The organism is Coprococcus ammoniilyticus (genome assembly GCF_025567345.1).
Lineage (GTDB): Bacteria > Bacillota > Clostridia > Lachnospirales > Lachnospiraceae > Coprococcus > Coprococcus ammoniilyticus.
The window spans coordinates 207,842-229,890 of record NZ_JAOQJS010000002.1; the positions used below are offsets into that span (position 1 = coordinate 207,842).

The 22,049-nt window shown below is 41.3% G+C and carries 18 protein-coding genes; 17 read left to right on the forward strand and 1 reads right to left on the reverse strand.

Features of this window, described 5'->3' with window-relative positions:
- Positions 1–20: 20 nt before the first annotated feature.
- The 15 genes from OCV60_RS03385 (at position 21) to OCV60_RS03455 (ending at position 19,055) form a co-directional block, all read left to right on the forward strand.
- Positions 21–2,786, forward strand: coding sequence for an FtsK/SpoIIIE family DNA translocase (locus OCV60_RS03385; RefSeq protein WP_262529318.1), 2,766 nt, complete (start codon positions 21–23; stop codon positions 2,784–2,786).
- A 111-nt stretch (positions 2,787–2,897) separates the two neighbouring features.
- The gene (locus OCV60_RS03390) at positions 2,898–4,568 is read left to right on the forward strand and encodes a formate--tetrahydrofolate ligase (RefSeq protein WP_008400758.1); all 1,671 of its coding nucleotides are present in this window, start codon (positions 2,898–2,900) and stop codon (positions 4,566–4,568) included.
- A 17-nt stretch (positions 4,569–4,585) separates the two neighbouring features.
- Entirely contained in the window at positions 4,586–5,428 is an 843-nt protein-coding gene (folD, locus tag OCV60_RS03395; protein ID WP_021943806.1) for a bifunctional methylenetetrahydrofolate dehydrogenase/methenyltetrahydrofolate cyclohydrolase FolD, read from the forward strand.
- 18 nt (positions 5,429–5,446) lie between these two features.
- Entirely contained in the window at positions 5,447–6,763 is a 1,317-nt protein-coding gene (gene rimO, locus OCV60_RS03400) for a 30S ribosomal protein S12 methylthiotransferase RimO (protein ID WP_117784884.1), read from the forward strand.
- Positions 6,760–7,290 carry a CDP-diacylglycerol--glycerol-3-phosphate 3-phosphatidyltransferase gene (pgsA, locus tag OCV60_RS03405; RefSeq protein WP_117784883.1) on the forward strand — a complete coding sequence of 177 codons (531 nt, stop codon included), beginning with the start codon at positions 6,760–6,762 and terminating at the stop codon, positions 7,288–7,290. Before rimO ends, pgsA begins: the two co-directional genes overlap by 4 nt.
- Positions 7,291–7,565: 275 nt before the next feature.
- On the forward strand, positions 7,566–8,978 hold the full coding sequence (locus tag OCV60_RS03410) for an acyl-CoA carboxylase subunit beta (protein ID WP_008400763.1): 1,413 nt from the start codon (positions 7,566–7,568) through the stop codon (positions 8,976–8,978).
- Between the two features lie 16 nt (positions 8,979–8,994).
- On the forward strand, positions 8,995–9,927 hold the full coding sequence (locus tag OCV60_RS03415; protein ID WP_008400764.1) for an OadG family protein: 933 nt from the start codon (positions 8,995–8,997) through the stop codon (positions 9,925–9,927).
- Between the two features lie 18 nt (positions 9,928–9,945).
- Positions 9,946–10,329, forward strand: a complete 384-nt coding sequence (locus OCV60_RS03420) for a biotin/lipoyl-containing protein (protein ID WP_008400765.1) — start codon at positions 9,946–9,948, stop codon at positions 10,327–10,329.
- Between the two features lie 38 nt (positions 10,330–10,367).
- Positions 10,368–11,498, forward strand: coding sequence for a sodium ion-translocating decarboxylase subunit beta (locus tag OCV60_RS03425; RefSeq protein WP_008400766.1), 1,131 nt, complete (start codon positions 10,368–10,370; stop codon positions 11,496–11,498).
- Between the two features lie 39 nt (positions 11,499–11,537).
- A complete protein-coding gene (locus OCV60_RS03430; RefSeq protein ID WP_008400767.1) occupies positions 11,538–12,944 on the forward strand; it encodes an oxaloacetate decarboxylase subunit alpha in 1,407 nt (468 codons plus the stop codon).
- A 170-nt stretch (positions 12,945–13,114) separates the two neighbouring features.
- Entirely contained in the window at positions 13,115–14,497 is a 1,383-nt protein-coding gene (locus OCV60_RS03435; protein ID WP_021943811.1) for a TrkH family potassium uptake protein, read from the forward strand.
- A 10-nt stretch (positions 14,498–14,507) separates the two neighbouring features.
- Complete coding sequence (locus tag OCV60_RS03440) at positions 14,508–15,155, forward strand: potassium channel family protein (protein ID WP_262529319.1); 648 nt, start codon at positions 14,508–14,510, stop codon at positions 15,153–15,155.
- Complete coding sequence (locus tag OCV60_RS03445) at positions 15,152–16,399, forward strand: BaiN/RdsA family NAD(P)/FAD-dependent oxidoreductase (protein ID WP_262529320.1); 1,248 nt, start codon at positions 15,152–15,154, stop codon at positions 16,397–16,399. The genes OCV60_RS03440 and OCV60_RS03445 overlap by 4 nt, the downstream gene beginning before the upstream one ends.
- A gap of 29 nt (positions 16,400–16,428) precedes the next feature.
- Complete coding sequence (gene cmk / locus OCV60_RS03450; RefSeq protein WP_021943814.1) at positions 16,429–17,082, forward strand: (d)CMP kinase; 654 nt, start codon at positions 16,429–16,431, stop codon at positions 17,080–17,082.
- 20 nt (positions 17,083–17,102) lie between these two features.
- A complete protein-coding gene (locus OCV60_RS03455) occupies positions 17,103–19,055 on the forward strand; it encodes a bifunctional 4-hydroxy-3-methylbut-2-enyl diphosphate reductase/30S ribosomal protein S1 (RefSeq protein ID WP_021943815.1) in 1,953 nt (650 codons plus the stop codon).
- Between the two features lie 149 nt (positions 19,056–19,204).
- On the opposite strand, the gene OCV60_RS03460 is transcribed toward OCV60_RS03455, so the two are convergent.
- The gene (locus tag OCV60_RS03460) at positions 19,205–20,269 is read right to left on the reverse strand and encodes a ribonuclease H-like domain-containing protein (protein WP_021943816.1); all 1,065 of its coding nucleotides are present in this window, start codon (positions 20,267–20,269) and stop codon (positions 19,205–19,207) included.
- 133 nt (positions 20,270–20,402) lie between these two features.
- Here OCV60_RS03460 and ruvA point away from each other — a divergent pair, with 133 nt between their 5' ends.
- Entirely contained in the window at positions 20,403–21,005 is a 603-nt protein-coding gene (gene ruvA / locus OCV60_RS03465; protein ID WP_262529322.1) for a Holliday junction branch migration protein RuvA, read from the forward strand.
- A gap of 21 nt (positions 21,006–21,026) precedes the next feature.
- Entirely contained in the window at positions 21,027–22,025 is a 999-nt protein-coding gene (gene ruvB / locus OCV60_RS03470) for a Holliday junction branch migration DNA helicase RuvB (protein ID WP_021943818.1), read from the forward strand.
- The last annotated feature ends 24 nt before the right edge of the window (positions 22,026–22,049 follow it).

Consider the following 22,049-nt stretch of genomic DNA (forward strand, 5'->3'; position numbering starts at 1 on the left):
TAAGTAAGTGGGAGAAGAAAATGGCTGAAACCAGAAAGAAAAACGGGACGGCAAAACAGAACGGAACGACCAGAGCCACCGGTGGAACCGGGAAAAATGGTACGGGGAAAAAAAATAGTACAGCTAAAAGGTCAAATACAGTATCGAACCCAAATACATCAAAAAAACAGATGGAACAACAGATAGAAGAAGATAACAGGGAAGTACGTCTGGAAGTAATCCTGTTAGTCATTCTTGCTTTTTCCATATTCTTGATGATCGCTAACTTTGGAAAATGTGGAAAGGTCGGCGATGCAATATCCGGTTTCCTGTTTGGTGTGATCGGATTTGCCGAATACATATTTCCGGTATATCTTTTTATATCATCGGCATTTATTATTTCTAATCTTGGTAATAAAAAGGTTAGAAATGAAGTAATCTATATCGGTGTGGTTCTGATGATCATATCGATGATCAGCCAGATGATCTTCACAACCGATTATTTATCTGTAAAACAGTTATATCTGGATGGATATAAGGAGCATATGGGCGGTGGAATTATCTGTGGCGGTTTGTTCTTTATTTTCAGAAATACGATCGGTATCGTGGGCGTAACACTGGTAATGATCCTTGGTGCGCTTGTTATGTTTGTCCTGATCACGGGAATCTCAGTGATCGATACATTTAAGAATCTGATCAACAGCTTTTACAGGGAAGAAGAATATGAAGAACCGGAGCAGGAGTGCAGACCGGTTAAAAAGAATAAGAAAAAGTCCGGAAAGTCCGGAAACAGCCAGGTAAGGCTTGAGAACCTGAAGGTCTATGAAAGCGGTGAAAAGCAAAAGGGCAAAGCGAAGGACTTCTTTGAGAATGAGGATGAGATTCATGAAATAAATGTACCGGATGACGATTTTCTTACATTTAATAATGATGTAGAGAAGATTGTACTTCATGATGAAAGAGAAGAACAGATACCGGTATCGTTTGCGAAGAAAACGTCGGTTACAAAGAGCAGGAGAAAATCAGAACCTGCTCCTGTAGAAACGGCAGCCGGTGTTTCGTCGGCAGTTCCTATGGGTGATACACAGGAGATTCCTGTTCAGCAGACAAAAGACATCTTTGATGCAGAATTTGAGGATGAAGAAGATGTTCTTTCCGGTGCGATCAATGGAAATGAGCATCCGGAGGTTGTCAGTGTGATACCGGATGATTATGATCCGGATATGGATTCTGCGTTTTCCAGTGTGACAGGAAAGACAGAGAACTCTCAGACGGTGAAGAAGCCTGCACCGGCGGCAGACAAGCCCGGACAGAAGAACTATAAAGAGGGAGCAAAGTATAAATTTCCGGGATCCAATCTTCTGGCACAGCCGCCGAAGAATCACAATGCGAACCGGGATGCACAGGTACGTTCTACAGCGATCAAGTTGAAGAATACATTGGAAAACTTTGGTGTTAATGTTACGATCACAAATTATAGCTGCGGACCGGCGGTTACCCGGTTTGAAATGCAACCGGAGCAGGGCGTTAAGGTCAGTAAGATCCTTGGTCTTGCCGATGATATCAAGTTAAATCTTGCAGCCGCAGATATTCGTATCGAAGCTCCGATCCCCGGCAAGGCAGCGATCGGAATCGAAGTACCAAACAAAGAAAATTCAATTGTTGCATTTCGCGAACTGGTGGAATCGGATAATTTCAAGAATTCCAAATCCAACATCGCATTTGCAGTCGGTAAAGATATCAGTGGACAGGTTATTGTTACGGATATAGCCAAGATGCCGCATCTGCTGATCGCCGGCGCCACAGGCTCCGGTAAATCGGTCTGTATCAATACGCTGATAATGAGTATCTTATATAAGGCAAAACCGGAAGAAGTAAAACTGATCATGATCGATCCGAAGATGGTAGAGCTTGCCTGTTATAATGGCATTCCACATCTGCTGATCCCGGTTGTAACCGATCCGAAGAAGGCATCCGGTGCACTGAACTGGGCGGTAGAGGAAATGACCAGAAGATATCAGATGTTTGCAGAATGTGGAGTCAGAAATATACAGGGATATAATGACAAAGTAGAACAGGCACTTGCTTCCGGATCAGTAGATGATGAGAAGCTAAAGAAAATGCCGACGATCGTTGTGATTGTGGACGAGCTTGCCGACCTGATGATGGTTGCTCACGGAGAAGTGGAAGACGCGATTGTCCGTTTGTCACAGCTTGCCAGAGCGGCAGGTATCCATCTGGTTATAGCAACTCAGCGTCCATCGGTAGATGTTATTACCGGTCTGATCAAGGCAAATGTTCCATCGAGAATTGCATTCGCTGTATCATCCGGTGTAGATTCCAGAACCATCTTAGATATGAATGGTGCAGAGAAGCTTCTCGGTAAGGGTGATATGTTATTTTATCCGACCGGTTATCCAAAACCGGTTCGTGTACAGGGAGCTTTTGTTTCTGATGAAGAAGTGTCAGCCGTTGTGGAGTATCTGAAGAAACAGAACGGTGTCGGAACGTATGATGATGATATATCTAAGTCTATTACACAGACCGGAGCGGCCGGTGCACCCGGTATGAGCGGTGGAAGTGATAAGGATGATTATTTTGTAGAAGCCGGACACTTTATCATTGATAAAGAAAAGGCCTCGATCGGAATGCTGCAGCGTGCGTTTAAGATCGGCTTTAACCGTGCGGCACGTATCATGGATCAGCTTGCAGGTGCCGGGGTTGTAGGTCCGGAGGAGGGCACAAAGGCAAGAAAGATACTTATGACGCAGGAAGAATTTGACGAATATATAGATAATAATTTATAATACAAATTCAAATGATATTTATACAGGGAAAATGCCGGTGAAGGGATATAGCGTGCATAGGCAGATTTTACCTGCTATAGGATAAAATTACACTCAGGGAGGACATATTAAATGTTAAACGACATCGAAATTGCACAGCAGGCAGAGATGAAGAATATAAAGGAGGTTGCAGCAAAGCTTGACATCAAAGAAGATGATATCGAGATGTATGGCAAATATAAAGCAAAGTTGTCAGATGAGCTGATCGCTTCCGTACAGAAAAATGAGAATGGTAAGCTGATCTTAGTTACAGCGATCAATCCGACTCCTGCAGGAGAGGGCAAGACAACGATTACAGTCGGACTTGGTGAAGCTATGGGCAGACTGAACAAGAAAGCGGTTATCGCACTTCGTGAACCATCACTTGGCCCGTGCTTTGGTATCAAGGGCGGTGCTGCCGGCGGCGGATATGCACAGGTAGTACCGATGGAGGATCTGAATCTTCATTTTACTGGTGATTTCCATGCGATCACATCTGCAAACAATCTGCTTGCAGCAATGATGGATAACCATATTCATCAGGGAAATGCACTCGGCATTGATGTGAACCGTATCGTATTTAAAAGATGTATGGATATGAATGACCGTGCGCTGCGTCATACCGTGATCGGACTTGGAAAGCGTGTAGATGGTGTGCCAAGAGAAGATGGCTTCGTGATCACGGTTGCATCAGAGATCATGGCGATCCTTTGTCTGGCAGCGGATTTCAATGACCTGAAGGAAAGACTTGGCAGGATCATTGTTGCTTATAATTACCAGAACGAGCCTGTAACAGCAAAGGATCTGAAAGCGGTTGGTGCTATGGCTGCACTCTTAAAGGATGCGATCAAGCCGAATATGATCCAGACGTTGGAGCATACACCTGCACTTGTGCATGGCGGACCATTTGCAAATATCGCACATGGCTGTAACAGTGTAATCGCAACAAAAACAGCATTAAAGCTGGCAGACTATGTAATTACAGAGGCTGGATTCGGAGCAGATCTTGGTGCAGAGAAGTTCTTTGATATCAAGTGCCGTATGAACGGACTGAAGCCGGATGCAGTTGTTCTTGTTGCAACCGTAAAGGCATTGAAGTACAACGGCGGCGTACCGAAGACAGAGCTTGGTCAGGAGAATCTGGAGGCATTAAAGAAAGGTATCGTAAACCTTGAAAAGCACATCGAGAATCTTCAGAAGTATCAGGTTCCTGTTGTCGTTACTTTAAACCGTTTCATCACAGACACAGATGCGGAACTTGCGTTTGTAGAGAAATTCTGTAAGGACAGAAACTGTGATTTCGCTCTTGCAAATGTATGGGAAAAAGGCGGCGAAGGCGGTATCGAGCTTGCAAATGCAGTATTAAATACACTTGAGAACAAAAAGAGTGATTTTAAAGTATTATATAAAGATGAGCTGTCAATTAAAGAAAAGATCTCATGCATTGCAACAGAGATCTATGGTGCAGCAAATGTAACATACAGTCCGGAAGCAGATCGTGCGATCGCTAAGATTGAAGAGATGGGATTTGGAAACTTCCCTGTATGTATGGCAAAGAATCAGTATTCACTTTCGGATGATCCAAAGAAGCTTGGAAGACCGGAAGGATTTGATATTAATATCCGTGAAGTATATGTCAGTGCAGGTGCCGGCTTTGTGGTCGCAATCACAGGTACGATTATGACAATGCCTGGTCTGCCTAAGGTGCCGGCTGCTGAAAATATCAGTGTAAATGATGATGGTGTAATTTGCGGATTATTCTAAGGAGGAATAAATCAAATATGGCTCAACTGATTGATGGAAAAGCAATATCAAAACAGATAAAAGATGAATTAAAGGAACAGGTTGCAGAGCTTTCAGCAAAAGGTGTAAAGATCTGTCTGGCAGTTATCCAGGTAGGAAATGATCCGGCATCTTCCGTATACGTCGGCAATAAGAAAAAGGCATGTGCCTATATCGGCATTGATTCTTTGTCTTATGAGCTTCCGGAAGAGACAACGGAGGAAGAACTGTTAGAACTGATCGATAAATTGAATAAGGACGATGCTGTAAATGGAATTCTGGTACAGCTTCCGGTTCCAAAACATATCGATGAGGACAAGATCATTAAAGCAATCTCACCATTAAAGGATGTTGATGGCTTCCATCCGATGAGCGTTGGAGCATTAAGTATCGGTCAGCCTGGATTTGTATCCTGTACACCGGCTGGTGTGATCCAGCTCTTAAAGCGTTCCGGAATCGAGATCGCAGGAAAAGAATGTGTCGTGATCGGCAGAAGCAATATCGTAGGCAAACCGATGGCTATGCTGTTATTACGCGAGAATGGAACGGTTACGATCTGTCATTCAAAGACAAAGGATCTGAAAGAGGTATGTAAGCGTGCAGATATTCTTGTAGTTGCGATCGGCAGACCGAAGATGATCGATGCATCCTATATCAAAGAGGGCGCAACCGTGATCGATGTCGGAATACACAGAGATGAGAATAACAAATTATGCGGCGACGTTGATTTTGAATCAGCAAGCAAGGTTGCAGGAGCAATTACTCCTGTACCGGGTGGAGTTGGTCCTATGACGATCGCAATGCTTATGCATAACTGTGTAGATTCGATCAATATAAAATAACCTGAGGAAAGAACATATATGAAAGTATTGATGGTATCATTGGGCTGCGATAAGAACCTTGTGGACAGTGAGGTAATGCTCGGACTTCTGCATAAGGCAGGACATGAGATCACAAATGATGAACATGAGGCAGAGGCAGTTGTTATCAATACCTGTGCATTTATCAAAGATGCGCAGGAAGAAAGTATTAATACGATAATAGAATACGGAGAGCTGAAGAAGACAGGATCATTAAAGAAGCTGATCGTTACCGGCTGCCTGTCACAGCGGTATAAGGACGATATTCTTGCAGAACTGCCGGAGATTGATACAATTGTCGGAGCTGCAAATTATGATGCGATCGTGGATGCAATCGGATCTGAAGAAGAACATTCCTTTGTTACAGATATCAATTATATGCCGGAGGCAGTTGGCGGACGTATCGTTACAACCGGAGCTTCAATGGCATATTTAAAGATCGCAGAAGGCTGTGGCAAGATGTGTACTTATTGTGCGATTCCATATATCAGAGGAAAGTACAGAAGTATTCCGATGGAACAGCTTCTGGCATCTGCAAAAGAGCTTGCTGCACAGGGAGTAAAAGAACTAATCCTTGTTGCACAGGAAACAACACTCTATGGAGTGGATCTGTATGGTGAAAAGACACTTCCGAAATTATTACATGAACTCTGCAAGATCGAGGAAATCCAGTGGATACGTTTGATGTACTGCTATCCGGAGGAGATCACAGACGAGCTGATCGATACGATCGCGGAGGAAGAAAAAGTCTGTCATTATCTCGATATACCGATTCAGCATTCAGAAGATCCTGTATTGCGACGCATGGGAAGACGTACCTGTAAAAAGGATATTGTAGAATTGATCGCAAAGCTTCGGATCCGGATTCCTGATATTGCGATCCGTACAACGCTGATCGCAGGATTTCCCGGTGAAACAGAAGCGGATCATGAAGCGCTTATGGAGTTTGTGAATGAGTCGGAATTTGACCGCCTGGGTGTGTTTACATATTCACCGGAGGAAGGGACTCCGGCAGCATCATTTCCTGATCAGATTGAAAATGAGGTTGCAGAAAAATGGCGGGATGATATAATGGCATTGCAGCAGGAAGTATCATACGACAAGAATCAGGAGCTGCTTGGCAAGAGTCTTACAGTACTGATCGAAGGCTATGTTGCAGAAGACGATGTATATGTCGGAAGAACTTATCGGGATGCGCCCGATGTAGATGGTATGGTATTTGTTGATGCACCGTATGAGCTGATGTCCGGCACCTTTGTACAGGTTCGGATCACAGATGCAAATGAATATGATCTGACAGGGGAGATGATAGAATGAATTTACCAAACAAATTAACAATATTGAGAGTTATAATGATTCCATTTTTTGTTGTGTTTATGTATCTTGATTTTGCAGCAGCCAAATGGATTGCGCTTGGTATCTTTATCGCTGCAGCGATCACGGATACATTAGATGGACAGATCGCAAGAAGATGTAATCTGGTCACAACATTTGGAAAATTCATGGATCCGTTAGCAGACAAGCTTCTGGTATGTTCTGCAATGATCGCACTGGTCGATCAGGGACGGATTCCTGCATGGATCGTTATTATCATCATTGCGAGAGAATTTATCATTAGCGGATTCCGGCTGATTGCAGCAGAAAAGGGTGTTGTTATTGCGGCTGGTATCTGGGGCAAATTAAAGACTGTTGTCCAGATGGTCATGGTTTGTTTCCTGATCGGTAATCTTGGTGGAAAAGTGATATTTGTAATCGAACAGGTGCTGATCTACGCTGCACTTGTATTAACGATCATTTCACTGATCGATTATCTGGTATCAAACAAAAATGTCCTGAAGGATTAATATAAAGTTAAAAGCTGTATAGTTATGAACAACTAACTACAAAACAGACAATTATGGGGAAAATGGGGTATTTTCTGACAATTACTTCCACTTTCCCCTTTTGTTTTTTAAGTAAAAATAGCAGGGATGCCCGATTGTTAAAAAGTGCTGAAAAAACTGTGTCGTAATGATAATTTTACTTGAAATAAATTCGTAAAGGCTTTACAATAAAATCGGCATAAATTTGGAATTACTTTTATGTAACTCCTAAAAATAAATTTAATGGAGGACTAGAAATGAGCAACAAACTCACCCTGTCAGCAAGCGATAGAATTAATGCATTGCTTGATGACGCAAGCTTTGTTGAAATCGGTGCTTATGTGAAAGCAAGAAATACTGATTTTAACATTCAGGATAAGGATACTCCAAAAGATGGTGTTATCACCGGATATGGTGTTATCAATGGCAATTTAGTGTATGTATACAGTCAGGACGCTAAAGTTTTAGGCGGTTCTGTTGGTGAGATGCATGCTAAGAAGATTGCAAAAATTTATGATATGGCTATGAAGATGGGTGCACCTGTCATCGGTATGATCGACTGTGCAGGACTCAGACTTCAGGAAGCTACAGATGCACTGAATGCATTTGGTGAAGTATATGGCAAGCAGGTTATGGCTTCAGGTGTTATTCCTCAGATCACAGCTGTTTTTGGTGCATGTGGCGGCGGTGCTTCCCTTGTTCCATCATTATCAGACTTCACTTTCATGACAAAGGAAGGTGCAAAGTTATTTGTAAATTCTCCAAACGCTTTAGCAGAGAACAATATTACAAAGTTAGATACTTCCGCAGCTGATTATGTAAGTGAGAATACAGCAAATGTAGATGGTGTATTTGAGACAGAAGAAGAATTACTTGGTATGATCCGTGCATTGGTTGAGGTTCTTCCAAGCTGTAATCTGGACGACAAGGAAGCTTCTGCAAATGACAATCCAAACAGAATTATCCCAAATCTTGATTCTTACAAGAACGATCCAAGAGCAGTGATCCAGAATATTGCCGATGATTCTCTTGTGCTTGAGATGAAGAAGGAATATGCAGGAGATGTTGTTACAGCTCTGATCCGTATGGATGGTATCACAGTTGGATGTGTTGGTAATCAGGAAGATACGATCACAACAGCGGGTGCATATAAAGCAGAAGAATTTGTAGATTTCTGTGATGCATTTAACATTCCTGTTCTTACACTTGTAAATGTAACAGGTTTTGCTGCAACAGTTGAAGAAGAGAAGACCATCTCAAAGGCTCTTGCAAAACTTACAAATGCATATGCAGATGCAACAGTTCCAAAGGTTACGGTTGTTATGGACAAGGCCTATGGAACAGCATATACGGTTATGAACTCCAAGGCAATCGGAGCTGATATGGTATATGCATGGCCGGATGCAGTGATCGGTACTATGGATCCTGAGATGGCAGTTAAGATCATGTATGAAGATGAACTTGCAGCAGCAGACGACAAGCTTGCCTTCATCAAGGAGAAGAAAGCAGAATATGTTGCAGCTCTTTCAGGAGCAGCTTCGGCAGCATCCAGAGGATATATCGATGATATCATCGAGCCTGATGCTACAAGAAAGAGAGTGATCGCAGCGATCCAGATGCTCCTTTCAAAGGAAGAGATGAGACCTTATAAGAAACACGGTACTATATAAAAGGAGTGACAACTAAATGAAGAAAAAATTATTATTAATAGTTTCTATGTTAGCTGTTACTTTTATGTTTGCCGGATGTAGTGCTTCTGATGATAACGGAGTAAAATTTGCTTATAACGATCAGGAGATCGCTCAGGTAGCAAAAGATGCCTGTGAGACATATCAGAAATATGCAAGCGCAGATGAGACCTATAACTATGTTATAGAAGCAGGCGAGGATGCAGGGGTTTCTGAAAATGAGATAGAAGCAGTCAAGTCATTCCGTAATATCGGTGATGAGTGCGGTGAGTTTAAAGATTTTACAGGTGAATACAAGATTACAGAGACAGAAGGAAATGTAATCGTTACTCTTTATGCTGACTGTACAGAAAAAGAAGCGTTGATCAAGGTAACATTTGTAGACAACAGTGCAACATATAACTTACAGAGATATCAGTTAATGAATCAGTATGGTTACAGTGAAGAGCAGGCTGATGAAGCCCTTTCTTCACAGGGTATGTACCCATATAAGTCAACTGATGTTGAGATTGCAGCAAACATGACATTTGAAGATAAGATGAAGGCAGCCGGAACCAACACCCTGATCGGTATGGCAACTGTATTCGTTGTTCTTATCTTTATATCATTTATCATCTATCTGTTAAAATTTGTTCCCGGCTTCTTTGATAAAGAAGCAAAAGCAGCCAAGAAGGCAGCTAAAAAAGCAGAAGAAGCAGCTAAGGCAGAGCCTGTTGCTGAGACAAAGGAAGAAGATGCAGGATCTGCACCGGCAGGACAGATTGTTGACATCGTTAAAACAGAAACAGGTGAAAGCGTAATGAATGATTCTGAACTGGTTGCAGTTATCACAGCCGCAGTTGCTGCTGCATCAGCAGGACAGAATGCATATACAACGTATCCAAGCAAAGATAAGCTTGTGACACGTCCGATCAGACGTATTAAGAGATAATAATAGGAGGATATATCGATGAAGAATTATAGAATTACAGTAAATGGTACATCATATGATGTTTCAGTTGAAGAATTAGCAGGTGGCGTTGCCCCTGTAGCAGCACCAGTTGCAGCAGCTCCTGTAGCAGCACCGGCACCAGCGGCAGCACCGGCACCAGCACCGGCAGCTAAGTCAGCGGGCGCAGGTTCCATTAAGGTTGCTTCTCCGATGCCTGGCAAAATCCTTGATGTTAAGGCAAATGTTGGTGATGCAGTTAAGAAGGGACAGGTTATTCTGATCCTTGAAGCTATGAAGATGGAAAACGAAGTTGTTGCTCCGGAAGATGGTACAGTAGCAAGCATCGACGTTGCATCAGGTGCAACTGTTGAAGCAGGAGATACATTAGCAACTCTGAACTAATGCTGTACTTGTATAAATCTGATAGGAGGAACGACTAAATGAGTAGTATAGTTGACGTATTGTCAAATTTAGCAAATCAGACAGGTTTTGCAAGTCTTGACTGGAAAAATTACGTTATGATCCTTGTAGCGTTCGTTTTCATGTTCCTTGCAATTAAGTTTGGTTTTGAGCCACTTCTTCTGGTACCAATCTCATTTGGTATGTTACTTGTTAACATGTTTCCAGATATAATGGCAGAAGGCGGATTATTACATTACTTCTACATGTTGGATGAATGGAGTATTCTTCCTTCACTGATCTTCATGGGTGTAGGTGCCATGACAGATTTTGGCCCGTTGATCGCAAACCCTGCAAGCTTTCTTCTTGGAGCTGCAGCACAGTTCGGTATCTACGGCGCATATTTCCTTGCTTTCCTGATGGGATTCAATGGTAAGGAAGCAGCAGCTATTTCTATTATCGGTGGTGCAGATGGTCCTACATCTATCTTCCTTGCCGGTAAACTCGGAATGGGTGGTACATTACTTGGACCAATCGCAGTAGCAGCATATTCTTATATGTCACTGGTTCCGATCATCCAGCCACCTATTATGAAAGCACTTACAACAAAGAAAGAGCGCCTGGTCAGAATGCCACAGCTTCGTCCTGTAACCAAGCTGGAAAAGATTCTTTTCCCGATTATCGTTACAGTCGTAGTTGTTCTGATCCTTCCTACAACAGCACCACTGGTTGGTATGCTGATGTTAGGTAACCTGTTCCGTGAGTGTGGTGTTGTAAAACAGCTTACAGAGACAGCATCCAATGCTATGATGTATATCGTAGTTATCTTACTTGGTACATCTGTTGGTGCAAGTACAAGTGCAGAAGCTTTCTTAAAGATCAGTACTTTAAAGATCGTATTACTTGGTCTGATCGCATTTGCATTCGGTACAGCAGCCGGTGTATTATTTGGTAAGTTAATGTGTCTGGTAACAAAGGGTAAGGTTAATCCGCTGATTGGTTCAGCCGGTGTATCTGCCGTACCTATGGCAGCCAGAGTTTCTCAGAAGGTAGGTTCCCAGTATGATCCTACGAACTTCCTTCTGATGAATGCAATGGGACCAAATGTTGCAGGTGTTATCGGTACAGCAGTTGCAGCAGGAACATTCCTTGCAATCTTTAATGTACAGTAATGATCATAATCATATGAGAATATATTCAGGAGGTTCGAAATGGCAGAAAAGAAACCGGTTAAGATTACCGAAACTGTATTACGTGATGCGCATCAGTCACTGATCGCTACCCGTATGACAACAGAACAGATGCTTCCAATCATCGATAAGATGGATAAGGTTGGATATCATTCTGTTGAGTGCTGGGGTGGTGCTACATTCGATGCATGTCTCAGATTCCTTAAGGAAGATCCATGGGAGAGACTTAGAAAATTAAGAGATGGTTTTAAGAATACAAAGCTTCAGATGTTATTCAGAGGTCAGAACATTCTTGGTTACCGTCATTATGCAGATGATGTAGTTGAATATTTTGTTCAGAAGTCAATCGCAAACGGTATTGACATTATCAGAATTTTCGACTGCTTAAATGATATCAGAAACCTTGAAACTGCTGTTAAAGCATGTAACAAGGAAAAAGGTCATGCACAGGTTGCACTTTCCTATACATTAGGTGATGCTTATACACTTGATTACTGGAAAGATATGGCTAAGAGAATTGAGGATATGGGTGCAGATTCTATCTGTATCAAGGATATGGCAGGTCTTCTTGTTCCATATAAGGCAACAGAACTTGTTCAGGCATTAAAGGAAGGTTCTTCCCTTCCAATCCAGCTTCACACACACTATACATCAGGTGTAGCTTCCATGACATACATGAAGGCTGTTGAAGCAGGATGTGATATCATTGATACAGCAATTTCACCATTAGCACTTGGTACAAGCCAGCCTGCAACAGAAGTTATGGCTAAGACATTTGAAGGCACACCATATGATCCTGGATTTGATCAGAACCTTCTCGCTGAGATCGCTGATTACTTCAGACCATTAAGAGAAGAGTGGATTAAGTCCGGTCTTCTGAATCCAAAGGTTCTTGGTGTTAATGTTAAGACATTATTATATCAGGTACCAGGTGGTATGTTATCAAACCTTGTATCACAGTTAAAGGAAATGAACGCAGAAGACAAGTTTGAACAGGTTCTGGAAGAAGTTCCTAGAGTTCGTAAAGACTTCGGTGAACCACCTCTTGTTACACCATCCAGTCAGATCGTTGGTACTCAGGCTGTATTAAATGTTGTTACAGGCGAGAGATACAAGATGTGTACAAAGGAAGCAAAGGCACTTGTTGCTGGTGAGTATGGTCAGTCTGTAAAGCCGGTTGATCCAGAAGTTAGAAAGAAAGTAATCGGTGATCAGGAGCCTATCACATGTCGTCCTGCTGATCTTCTTGAAAATGAGCTTGGTAAGATCGAGAAAGAAATGATCCAGTATAAGGAACAGGATGAAGATGTATTAACATATGCATTGTTCCCACAGGTTGCTGTTGATTTCTTCAAGTTAAGAGAAGCAAAGAAGACAAAGGTTGATGCAACACTTGTAAACAAAGAGGATAAGGCATATCCGGTATAAGATTATAAAGTGTTATGTCGTTTGAAAAATGACATATGCAGGTATACTATGGGAAGAGCAGACTGGTGGTATCCGGTCTGTATCTTCCCATGTTTATATCATGAATTTTGTTATCTGTCAGATATAGCAGAGGCAGGGGATTGTTTTGAGTAGAGGTCTAGAGAAATATCATGAATAAGAAGAAATATGTGAACCGGAATTATCTTACAACAACGAGAATTATAGCACTGGGCTTTCTGATTACAGTTATTGTAGGAACAATATTATTATCATTGCCGATTGCATCTGCAAACGGAACATGGACAGATCTTCTGACGGCTGCGTTTACATCGACGACATCCGTATGTGTGACAGGTCTGGTAGTCGTTGATACATTTTCCTATTGGAGTTTGTTTGGTAAAGGTGTGATATTAATTTTGATCCAGATCGGCGGACTTGGAATCGTTTCGATCATCACACTGTTTATGTTGTTATTAAGAATGAAGATAACCTTGAAAAGTACAATGCTGTTGCAGGATGCATTTAACCTGAACAGCAAGCAGGGACTTTTGAAGTTTACGATAAAAGTAATAAAAGGAACATTTCTGATCGAAGGGATCGGAGCACTTATTTACAGTTTTTATTATTGCAGAGAATACGGATTTTTAAAGGGAATCTGGTTTTCGGTATTTCATGCTGTTTCAGCATTTTGTAATGCCGGTATCGACATTATGGGTGCGGACAGTCTGATTTCATACCATTCCAATCTTTTGATGATGCTGAATACGTCGTTTCTGATCATTATGGGCGGAATCGGATTTATTGTATGGTGGGATACGGTTGAAGCGTTTCGAAGAATCCGTACAAAGAGATGCAGTATCCGGTCGGCATGGAATGGCGTTCATTTGCAGACGAAGATCGCGATTTTTATGACATTGCTGTTATTGATCGGCGGTACAATTGTTATCTATTTCCTTGAACGTTCCAATCCGGACACTCTTGGTAATTTATCCGAAAAAGACCGGATATTAAATGCTTTTTTTCAGTCGGTAACATTTCGTACGGCGGGATTTGCTGCAGTATCTCAGGTGGCACTTCGACCGGTGACAGCTTTCTTTGGAGTGCTTCTTATGATGATTGGCGGTTCTCCGGTTGGAACGGCAGGAGGAATGAAGACCGTAACCATCGCAGTTATTTTCTATACCTTTGCTGCCATGATCAGAAACCATGAGGATACAGAGGTTTTCAAGAGAAGCATTCCGGTATCCGTTGTAAAAAAAGCAGTTGCAATTGTATTCTTAAGTATGAGTACAATATTTATTATGACGATATTATTGCTGGCTACAAATGATGTGAATCTGCTGGATGCTCTGTATGAAGTGGCAAGTGCCGTCTGCACAGTTGGCTTATCCAGAAATCTGACTCCTGTTTTGAACACGGCAGGAAAGATCATTATTATAATCTGTATGTATATTGGACGAGTTGGACCGATATCTATGGTGGTAGCATTTAATACACAAAACGGAAAACATCGGCTTCTTCATTATCCGGAAGAAGATGTGATCGTTGGATAAGGAGGAAAGTATGAAAAAATCATTTGCGGTAGTAGGGCTTGGACGATTTGGAATGAATGTTGCCCTTACTTTGATGGAGTCCGGTGCGCAGGTTCTGGCAATCGACAGTGATCCTGAATGTGTGAAGCGGATCTCATCACGGGTTACATGTGCAGTGACGGTTAATGTATGTGAGACAGAGAGCCTGAAAGAAGCAGGACTTGAGAATATGGATGGTGTTGTAGTTGCAATGGGTGATAATCTGGAAGCCAGTGCAATGACGATTATAACAGCAAAAGAACTGGGCGTTCCATATATTCTTGCTAAATCGAATAACGATGAAGCAGCAAAGATCCTGTCCAAGATCGGAGCGGATAAAGTTATCTATCCGGAAAAGGATGCCGGAATCAATGTTGCAAGAAAGCTCTTATGCAGCAATTTTCTGGAATTCTTTGAGATTTCGGATAACGTCAATGTAGCAGAGATTTCGGTTCGACCGGAATGGGTCGGCAAGACATTAAAAGAACTTGATTTCAGAAGAAGTTATAATATGAATATCATTCTGGTAAAGGAAGACGGACGTTCGATTGAACATATCACCCCGGAGCTACAGTTAAAAGAAAGCTACAGACTGTTAGTGACTATATCGAATGAAGGTTTAAAGAGGATGATGCAATGAAAAAAATAATAGTAGTCGGTGGTGGTGCGGCCGGCATGATGGCTGCGATCACAGCTGCGGAAAATGGCTGCGAGGTTGTATTATTTGAAAAGAATGATCGCCTTGGAAAGAAGTTATTCATTACAGGTAAGGGGAGATGCAACCTGACAAATGCAGGGGATGCAGACCGCTTTTTTCAGTCGGTGACAACAAACAGTAAATTCATGTACAGTCCGTTTTATACCTTTGATAATCAGATGACGATTGATTTCTTTGAGAAACTTGGACTAAAGACAAAGGTAGAACGCGGAGATCGTGTATTTCCGGTCAGCGATCATTCATCTGACGTGATCGGAGTATTAAAAACGAAATTAAACCGAAATCAGGAGATTACAGTAGAACTACAGACGGAAGTTCAGAAGCTTATTATAGAAGATCAGGTAGTAAAAGGCGTACAGATCAAGACGGTACATGGAAAGAAAGATGTGTATGGAGATGCAGTCGTCATAACAACCGGCGGGATATCGTATCCGCTTACCGGATCAACCGGAGATGGTTACCGGTTTGCAGAGAGCGCCGGTCATGCGATCAAAGTGCCTTTACCATCACTTGTTCCATTTGAATTAAAGAATGAATTTTGCAAAGAACTTATGGGACTATCATTAAAAAATGTAGAGCTTGTGATAAAATGTGGTAAGAAGTGTCTGTTTGAAGAACAGGGAGAACTTTTGTTTACACATTTTGGCATCAGCGGCCCTCTGGTAATAAAGGCATCTGCATATCTTCATAAATATCTGGATAAAGATTTAAGTATGTATATCGATCTGAAGCCTGCAATGACGGAAGAAATGCTGGATGATCGTATCCTTCGGGATTTTAGTAAATATACAAATAAAGATTTTCATAATTCGCTTGGTGATCTGCTTCCTGTCAAACTGATCGATGTAGTTATAAAACGTTCAGAAATCGATCCATATAAGAAGGTGAATTCGATCACAAAGGAAGAACGGAAGAATTTAGTAACCGTACTCAAACATTTTACACTTTCGTTTCAGGGGCTTCGCGGCTTTGATGAGGCAATCATTACAAAAGGCGGTGTCAATGTAAAAGAGGTTGATCCTTCAACGATGCAATCGAAGCTTGCAGATCACCTGTATTTTGCAGGGGAGGTTCTGGATGTAGATGCACTGACGGGCGGATTTAATCTGCAGATCGCATGGTCGACCGGATATCTGGCAGGACTTGCATGCTCAGAAGAAAGTTAATAAAGTAAATAGATAAAAGGAGAGAAAAAATGAATATAGCAATTGATGGACCTGCAGGAGCAGGAAAAAGTACAATAGCAAAATTGGTAGCAGGAAAACTCGGATATATTTATGTAGATACCGGAGCAATGTATCGTGCAGTTGCACTTGCATTATTGAATGCAAAGATCGATGTAACGGATGTAGATGCAGTTGCTAATGAGATAACAGGGATTGAGATCACAATCTGTTATGAAGATCATGCACAGCAGGTATATCTGAATGGAGAGAATGTAACCGGAAGCCTCAGAAAAGAAGAAGTGGGTAACATGGCATCCAAATCATCTGCTATCCCATGTGTAAGAGAAAAACTGTTAGATCTTCAGAGAAAGCTTGCAAGAGAAAATGATGTTGTTATGGATGGTAGAGATATCGGTACAAACATTCTTCCAAATGCAGAAGTAAAGATCTATCTGACCGCTTCTTCTGCAGTTCGTGCAAAGAGAAGATACGATGAACTGATAGCAAAGGGGGAAACACCGGATATTGATAAGATCGAAGCTGATATTATTACAAGGGACAAACAGGATATGGAACGTCCAATCGCACCGTTAAAGCAGGCAGATGATGCTGTATATCTTGACAGCTCAGATCTTGGTATCGATGAGGTTGTGGCTAAGATCATCAGCATCGCAGAAAAATAAAACCGGAGTATGGACAAAATATGGAAATTATATTAGCAAAGTCGGCCGGATTCTGTTTTGGGGTACAACGTGCCGTTGATACAGCGTATAAAGAAGCCGGGAAACAGCATGTATATACCTATGGCCCGATCATTCATAATGAAGAAGTAATCGAGGATCTGAGAAAAAAGGGAGTATTGGTGATCGAAGATCTTGCAGAGCTTGATCAGCAGGAAGATGAAACGGTTATTATCCGGTCGCATGGAGTATCAAAAGATGTCATGGAACAGTTAGAAGCCAGACATGTCAATGTGGTAGATGCAACCTGTCCGTTTGTGAAAAAAATCCATACGATCGTACAGGATGAGAGCCAAAAAGGGAACCGCATAATCATTGTTGGGAATAAAGATCATCCGGAAGTTGAGGGTATAATTGGCTGGTGTGAGACGAAATCATATACAGTACAAAGCGTTTCAGAAGCGGAAAATTTGGTGAAAAATATAGAAAATGAGCCGGATTTTGAGCATATTAACTTCAGTTTAGTATCACAAACCACCTTTAATAAGAATAAATTTAAAGATATTGTTGATATTATTCGAAAAAAATTGTATAATGTGGTTGTTCATGAGACAATCTGTAATGCAACGGCAGTTCGACAGACGGAAGCAAGAGATATTGCAAAGACTGTAGATGCTATGATCATTATAGGTGGTCGAAACAGTTCTAATACTCAGAAGCTATATGATATTAGTAAACAAGAATGTGAGAATACTTACTATATACAGACACTCGTTGATTTGGATTTGACTACTTTTGAATCCGTTAGTAGGGTAGGTATTACTGCGGGGGCATCTACCCCAAATTATATTATTAAGGAGGTTCATAGTAGCATGGCAGAGTTAAGTTTTGAACAGATGTTAGAAAATGATGAAAGCAAGGCGTCAATCAGACAGGGAGAGATTATCGACGGTACAATTATCGGTGTTAAGCCGGATGAGATTGTAGTTGATATTAAGTATAAGTCAGACGGTATCATTACCAGAAATGAATATACAAACACTCCAAACGTCGATTTAACAGAGTTGGTAAAAGTTGGGGATCCAATCACTGTTAAGGTTATCAAGACAAATGATGGTGAAGGACAGGTAGCTCTTTCATACAAGAGAGTTGCAGCAGAGAAAGTAAACGAGAAGTTAGAAGAAGCATTTAACAATGGTGACATTCTTACAGGTAAGGTTGTTCAGGTTGTAAATGGTGGCTTAAATGTTCTTTACGAAGAGACAAGAATCTTCATTCCAGCAAGTCTTGTATCTGACTTATATGAAAAGAACCTTGATAAGTACTTAGACCAGGATATTGAATTCCAGCTTACAGAGTTCAATCCTAAGAAGAGAAGAATCATTGGTAACAGAAAGAAACTGATTGTTGAGAGAAAAGCTGCAGCTGCAAAAGAATTATTCGAAAAGATTGAAGTTGGCATGACAGTAGAAGGTACAGTAAAGAATGTAACAGATTTCGGTGCATTCATTGACCTCGGTGGTGCTGATGGACTTCTTCATATTTCAGAGATGTCATGGGGCAGAGTAGAAAGCCCTAAGAAGATGTTCAAGGTTGGTGATACTGTTAAGGCATTCATCAAGGACATCAATGGTGACAAGATCGCATTAAGCTTAAAGTTTGATGAGACAAACCCATGGTTAAATGCAGAAGAGAAATATGCTGTTGGAACAGTTGTAACAGGTAAAGTTGCACGTATGACTGACTTTGGTGCATTCGTTGAATTAGAGCCAGGCGTTGATGCATTACTGCATGTTTCACAGATTTCATACGATCACGTTGCAAAGCCAGAAGATGTATATAAGATTGGTGATGAGATTGAAGCTAAGGTTGTTGACTTCAAGCCGGAAGAGAAGAAGATCAGCCTGAGCGTAAAGGCATTACTTCCAGTTCCGGAAGAGACAGAAGAAGTTGTTGAAGCTCCAGTAGAAGAATAATCAAAGATTGTTTTTTATAAAATGTAAAATACCCACTGATGAATATTCATCAGTGGGTATTTATTGTTTTATGTATGTTCCAGTTTGATCTGTACCCCTGCTCTTATTCCGCAATCTTGAAACTTTCGCTTTTGCAATATGTTCCAGAACTATTTGATCTGCTTTAAGATATTGAGAAGATATTCTTTTAACTGTATCCTGTCATTGATGAAAGTATCGTTCAGTTCAATATATCCATCTTTGTCAGTATGTTCATATTTGAATATGTGTGACTGCTTGAACTTGTTCTGGCGGATAAACGAACTTGTTTTTGTAGTGTATGCCGTTTCTGGGCGGGCTTTTTCTTTATAAGCACTTTCGACATAACAGGCAACATCCTTGTGGATAGCAGTCTGTTCTAATGGCAGATAGAAATAATTTTTATAGTCCTTATAAAAATATTTCAGTGTATCATGGATAACTGGAATATCGATCGTCACGACTTCATCTATGCCTGATATATGTATATCATTACAGTTGGTATCAAATGGAATCGCAAGCCTTCCTGTCTGTATACAGATCGTAAACTGTGTATCGGTACAGGTAGTTTTCGATATAGAAAAATTGCCTTCAAAGAAGGAAGTAAGTGTAAGGGAACCGGACACATAGAAAAGTCCATAGATGTCATCCTTATTATGAGATAAAAGCATATCCTGTAATTGTGTATCTTTTGTACCTAAATAGTCCTGGTAGGTATCGATCAGAAGACCGCCGGAGTGAAATTCATCCCGTTCCATTCCCATAACAGATTCCAGAGCAGACTGTTTCATTGAATCCATCTGAAGCAGCTTTTTATATTTCCTTATTTTCCGATAGACATCGATACTGGTAATTGAATCGAAGGATATCTCCTGACGGAACTGTCGGTATTTTTCCTTTATATATGGCAGATCGAAGGTGTCGCCATTGTATGTAACGAGATATTTGTAATCAGCCAATATATCCTTAAATGCAGCGAGCATCTTTGGCTCGGAACAACCGTCATCATTGAATAATAAGGTAATACGAAACTGTTCGTCGTTTAGAATCGTTCCATATCCGATCAGATAAAGATCTGACCGGGCAGCGCTTAATCCGGTTGTTTCAATATCAAAGAAGAGATATTGATCCGGCGTTTCTTTCATCCAGTTCAGATTAACTGAAGAAAGTGGCATCGTATAGTCGTATTGAATCATAGTATGTAACCTCAAATGTAAAAAAATCGAATAATCTCATGATATGCCCCTGCGATCAAAAAATCAATCAGATATTTCCATAATGAGAAAACTGTGTTATACTTGGCATAGTAAAATTTGGAGACATATTATTATGATAGCATACATTTCAGGAGCACTTGTCAGTGCAGGAGAGAATTATATAGTGATCGATAACCACGGTATGGGATATCGGATCTTCGTATCTGGTAAGTTTCTTGAGCATATTCCAGCATATGGAACGCAGATCAAAATATACACACACATGTATATAAGAGAAGATGAATTGACATTGTATGGGTTTCATTCAGAAGAGGAATTATCTGTATTCCGTATCTTGATCGGAATCAGCGGGGTAGGTCCGAAAGTCGCTATGGCAATCCTTACAGCTCTTACGATCCAGGAGCTTCAGCTCGCGGTGATCTCAGAGGATGCGAAGACGATATCAAAAGCAAATGGTGTCGGCGCCAAGGGCGCATTAAGGATCATATTGGAATTAAAAGATAAGTTAAAGATGGAAGATATGATGGATGCAGCCTATGAGCAGTCGATCGTACAGGATACACAAGATTTAAATGCAGCAAGAGATGCGATTCTTGCACTCGTAAATCTGGGCTATTCGAATTCCGAAGCAGCACTTGCCGTAAAAAAGATTGGGGATACCAGTCAGATGGATATAGAATCGATATTAAAGGCAGCATTGAAGAAATTAATATAAAAACAGATACAGGTGGACACAGTGGGTAGAATTATTTCAACAGAAGCAGATATAGAAGAATTAAATAGTGAATATAGTTTGAGACCAAAGTATCTGGATGAATATATTGGACAGAATAAAGTAAAAGAGAATCTGAAGATTTTTATTGAGGCGGCAAAGAGGAGAAATGAACCGTTAGATCATTTACTCTTATATGGTCCGCCGGGCCTTGGTAAAACGACATTAGCATCCATAGTTGCAAATGAGATGGGTGTTAATATCAAGATCACATCAGGACCGGCAATCGAGAAGCCGGGCGAACTGGCAGCTATTTTAAATAATCTGTCAGAGAATGATATATTATTTATTGATGAGATTCACAGATTAAACAGTCAGGTAGAGGAAGTCTTATATCCTGCAATGGAAGATTTTGCGATTGATGTCGTGATCGGAAAAGGAGCAGGAGCAAGGTCAATCCGTCTGGATCTTCCGAAATTCACATTGATCGGAGCAACGACAAGAGCCGGTATGCTGACAGCACCGCTTCGTGACCGATTTGGCATGGTTGATCGGCTGGAATTCTATTCACCGGAGGAATTGAAGCAGATCGTAATACGGTCCGGGGATGTATTGGGTGTAGAGACCGATGATGCGGGCGCACTTGAAATTGCAAAACGATCCAGAGGAACACCAAGACTTGCCAATCGTCTGTTAAAGAGATGCCGGGATTTTGCACAGGTATGCCACAATGGCTGTATCGATTATGAGGTTGCAAAGACAGCACTGGATAAGCTTGAGGTTGACTCCATGGGACTTGATAATACAGACCGGAACATATTAATGACAATGATAGAGAAGTTTGGTGGAGGTCCGGTGGGACTGGATACTCTGGCTGCTGCCATTGGGGAAGATTCCGGCACGATTGAAGATGTATATGAGCCATATCTGATCAAAAATGGTTTTATCAACCGGACACCGAGAGGACGGGTTGTAACAGAACGGTGTTATAAGCATTTCGGACTGGATGCATTTATCGAATAGGTTATTTTGGCCCATACAATAAAT

Bases quoted from the DNA above. Each gene is read 5' to 3' on its own strand.
- OCV60_RS03425 (WP_008400766.1), top strand. From the start codon at position 10,368: ATGAGTAGTATAGTTGACGTATTGTCAAATTTAGCAAATCAGACAGGT.
- OCV60_RS03435 (WP_021943811.1), top strand. From the start codon at position 13,115: ATGAATAAGAAGAAATATGTGAACCGGAATTATCTTACAACAACGAGA.
- OCV60_RS03430 (WP_008400767.1), top strand. From the start codon at position 11,538: ATGGCAGAAAAGAAACCGGTTAAGATTACCGAAACTGTATTACGTGAT.
- OCV60_RS03460 (WP_021943816.1), bottom strand. From the start codon at position 20,269: ATGATTCAATACGACTATACGATGCCACTTTCTTCAGTTAATCTGAAC.
- folD (WP_021943806.1), top strand. From the start codon at position 4,586: ATGGCTCAACTGATTGATGGAAAAGCAATATCAAAACAGATAAAAGAT.
- OCV60_RS03420 (WP_008400765.1), top strand. From the start codon at position 9,946: ATGAAGAATTATAGAATTACAGTAAATGGTACATCATATGATGTTTCA.
- ruvA (WP_262529322.1), top strand. From the start codon at position 20,403: ATGATAGCATACATTTCAGGAGCACTTGTCAGTGCAGGAGAGAATTAT.
- OCV60_RS03440 (WP_262529319.1), top strand. From the start codon at position 14,508: ATGAAAAAATCATTTGCGGTAGTAGGGCTTGGACGATTTGGAATGAAT.
- OCV60_RS03455 (WP_021943815.1), top strand. From the start codon at position 17,103: ATGGAAATTATATTAGCAAAGTCGGCCGGATTCTGTTTTGGGGTACAA.
- OCV60_RS03385 (WP_262529318.1), top strand. From the start codon at position 21: ATGGCTGAAACCAGAAAGAAAAACGGGACGGCAAAACAGAACGGAACG.
- OCV60_RS03390 (WP_008400758.1), top strand. From the start codon at position 2,898: ATGTTAAACGACATCGAAATTGCACAGCAGGCAGAGATGAAGAATATA.
- OCV60_RS03410 (WP_008400763.1), top strand. From the start codon at position 7,566: ATGAGCAACAAACTCACCCTGTCAGCAAGCGATAGAATTAATGCATTG.
- cmk (WP_021943814.1), top strand. From the start codon at position 16,429: ATGAATATAGCAATTGATGGACCTGCAGGAGCAGGAAAAAGTACAATA.
- OCV60_RS03415 (WP_008400764.1), top strand. From the start codon at position 8,995: ATGAAGAAAAAATTATTATTAATAGTTTCTATGTTAGCTGTTACTTTT.
- rimO (WP_117784884.1), top strand. From the start codon at position 5,447: ATGAAAGTATTGATGGTATCATTGGGCTGCGATAAGAACCTTGTGGAC.
- OCV60_RS03445 (WP_262529320.1), top strand. From the start codon at position 15,152: ATGAAAAAAATAATAGTAGTCGGTGGTGGTGCGGCCGGCATGATGGCT.
- pgsA (WP_117784883.1), top strand. From the start codon at position 6,760: ATGAATTTACCAAACAAATTAACAATATTGAGAGTTATAATGATTCCA.